Annotated in this window: 2 protein-coding genes; one reads left to right on the forward strand and one right to left on the reverse strand. The window is 74.5% G+C overall.

Going from position 1 to position 2,649, the window contains the following annotated elements; genetic code table 11:
* The coding region (locus tag ACFU7Z_RS38585) for an alkaline phosphatase family protein (protein ID WP_380782810.1) at positions 1 to 1,577 on the reverse strand (1,577 nt) is incomplete at its 3' end.
* Between the two features lie 217 nt (positions 1,578 to 1,794).
* Here ACFU7Z_RS38585 and ACFU7Z_RS38590 point away from each other — a divergent pair.
* Complete coding sequence (locus tag ACFU7Z_RS38590; protein ID WP_380782812.1) at positions 1,795 to 2,607, forward strand: GntR family transcriptional regulator; 813 nt, start codon at positions 1,795 to 1,797, stop codon at positions 2,605 to 2,607.
* The last annotated feature ends 42 nt before the right edge of the window (positions 2,608 to 2,649 follow it).

Raw genomic sequence — 2,649 nt, forward strand, 5'->3', positions numbered from 1 at the left:
CCACCACCACCAGCGCGCCCAGCCACGGCGTGTGCATCAGGCCGATGTTCTCCACCACCAGCGCTGTTGGTGCCGGTGTAGCGGAACTGGAAGCGGGCGGTGGTGGCGCCGGCGGGGACGGTGACCGGGAGGTTCTCGACGGTGTTGAGGTCGCTGCGGTAGGACTTCACCAGCTGCGGGGCGCCGTTGTCGAAGACCACGTAGACGTCGCCGGTCTGCGGCCCGTCGACCTTGTAGTTGGTCGCGAAGGACAGCACGCCGCGGCTCGCGCCGGAGACCGGGTAGGCGGGGCCGACCAGGGTGGAGTCGAACTGGCCGGCGCCGTGCGCCTTGTCGTCCCACTCGTCGGAGTCGGCGACGGCGAACACGTTGCGGGCGCGCACGTTGGTCTCGCGGGACTGGCCGAGCTGGGCGGCCGTCCAGAACTCGTCGGTGGCGAAGGTCCAGCCGCGCCACTCGGTGACCCCGCCGCTGGGCATGCGGGAGTTGTCGATGCTCCAGCCGGCCGGCGGGGTGTGGGTCCAACCCTTCACCCCGGCCGGGATGCCGCTCTCGTCGGCGCGGGCCTGCAGGCTCGGGCGCAGCGCGTCGAAGGCGTCGGGGGCGATCTCGTCGATCGGGCGGCCGTCGAGCTTCCAGGCGGGGTCGAGGGCGACGCCCTCGTGCTTGAGGACGGTGGGGGCGATGTCGACGGGCTTGACGTCGTAGCGGCGGGAGCCGGGGGCGTATCCGGTGCCGTTGGCGATCAGGAAGGTCTGGCGCTCGTTGGCGCTGTTGCCGCCGTGGCCGCCGGCGTCGGTGTGGCCGTGGTCGGTGGTGACGACGACCAGCCAGTCCTCCGAGGCGTACGTGGGCCGGGACTTGACGGCCTGGAGGACCTGGCCGACCAGGGCGTCGGCGGAGTGCAGGGCGGCCGCGTACTCGGGGCTGGTGCCGCCGTGGTTGTGGCCGGCCTCGTCGACCTGGTCGAAGTGCAGGAAGGTGGTGTCGGGGTTGCCGTGGGCGAGGTAGTCGACGGCGTCGGCGGCGGTCTTGGTGTCGTTCTCGCTCTCCTGGAGGCGCAGGTCGGCGCGGCCGTTGAAGACGTTGCCGGCGATGGGGTTCCAGGAGCCGATCACCAGGGTGGAGGTGGTGGGGTCGGCGTTCTCCAGGCGGGTGGCGAAGTCGGGGAACAGGTCGAAGCGGGAGCCGGTGAAGCTGTTGTCCTTCACCTGGTGCTTGTCGGGCCACGCGCCGGTGGCGATGGTCGACCAGCCGGGGCCGGAGAGGGTGGGGGCCAGCGGGTTGGCGTAGAGGTTGCTGGTGGCGGTCATGCCGCCGGCCATCAGGGCCTTGAGGGCGGGGGCGTCGGCGGTGAGCAGCTTGTCGTAGCGGGTGCCGTCGACGCCGATGACCAGGGTCTTGGCCTGCTTGGTGCCGTTCGGCAGACCCTGGTACGGAGCGGCGGCGGCCCCGGTGGTGGCCCCGGTCGCGGCGGGGGCGGCGGCCGTGGCGGCGGTGGTCGGTGCGATCAGCGCGGCGGCGGTGGCGGCGAGGGCCGTGGCGGCGGCGAGGGCGGCGGTGCGGGAGGTGCGCATCGAGGGCTCCCAACTGGTCGTCAGTGCGGTGCAGTTGCACCGGGAGTGAGGATGCGCCGGGCGGGCGAGGACCGGCCCTCGCCGGATCCACGGTTGTATGAACAACCGCGGAAATTCAGACCAGACCCGTTACGCTTCCGTGATCAACGGCCCCGGGGCGCCGGGCTCGGCCCGTACGGCCCGGTGCGGCCCGGGCGGCGCTCGGTAGGCTTGCGCGGTGAACCACCCCATCTCCCGGGCCGGCCCCGAAGCGGCCCGCGCCGGCGTCCCCGAGCACGGCCGGGTGCCCAAGTACTACCTGGTCAAGGCGCGACTGGAGGAGCTGGTCGCCGAGCTCGGCCCGGGCGGGCGGCTGCCCACCGAGGCCGATCTGGCGCAGCGTCACGGCGTCGCCCGGGCCACCGTGCGCCAGGCGCTGCGCGAGCTGCTGCTGGAGGGCCGGCTGCGCCGGCAGGGCCGGGGCACGGTCGTGGCCGGGCCGAAGATCGAGCAGCCGCTGTCCCTGAGCAGCTACACCGAGGGCGTCTCGCGCCAGGGCCTGCGCCCCGGGCGCACCCTGATCGGCCTGGACCGGCTGCCCGCCGACGCGGCGGTGGCCCGGCTGCTGGAGGTCCCCGAGGGCGAGCCGCTGTGGCACCTGGAGCGGGTGCTGCGCGCGGACGAGGAGCGCGTCGGGCTGGAGTCCACGTACGTGCCGGTGGCCCGGGTGCCCGCGCTGGACCGGGACTTCGACCCCGAGGGGTCCTTCTACGGCTACCTGCGCGCGCACGGGGTGCGCCTGGGCGCCGCCGAGGAGCGGATCGAGACGGTGCTGGCCACCCCGCGCGAGGCGCTGCTGATCGGCACCCCGCCGGCACTGCCGATGCTGCTGCTGCACCGCCGCAGCCTGGACGCCGCCGGGCGCCCATTGGAGCAGGTGCGCTCCCTGTACCGCGGCGACCGGTTCAGCTTCACCCTCGCCCTCGGCGCCCCGGACGGCGCCCCCCGGGTGGGCGGCGCCACGGAGGCGGAGCGGCCGCGGGGGAACTGACGCCGGCACCGGCGTCCGCAGGGGGTGCGGCCGCCGGTGCCG

Source organism: Kitasatospora sp. NPDC057518 (assembly GCF_042802075.1).
Classification (GTDB): domain Bacteria; phylum Actinomycetota; class Actinomycetes; order Streptomycetales; family Streptomycetaceae; genus Kitasatospora.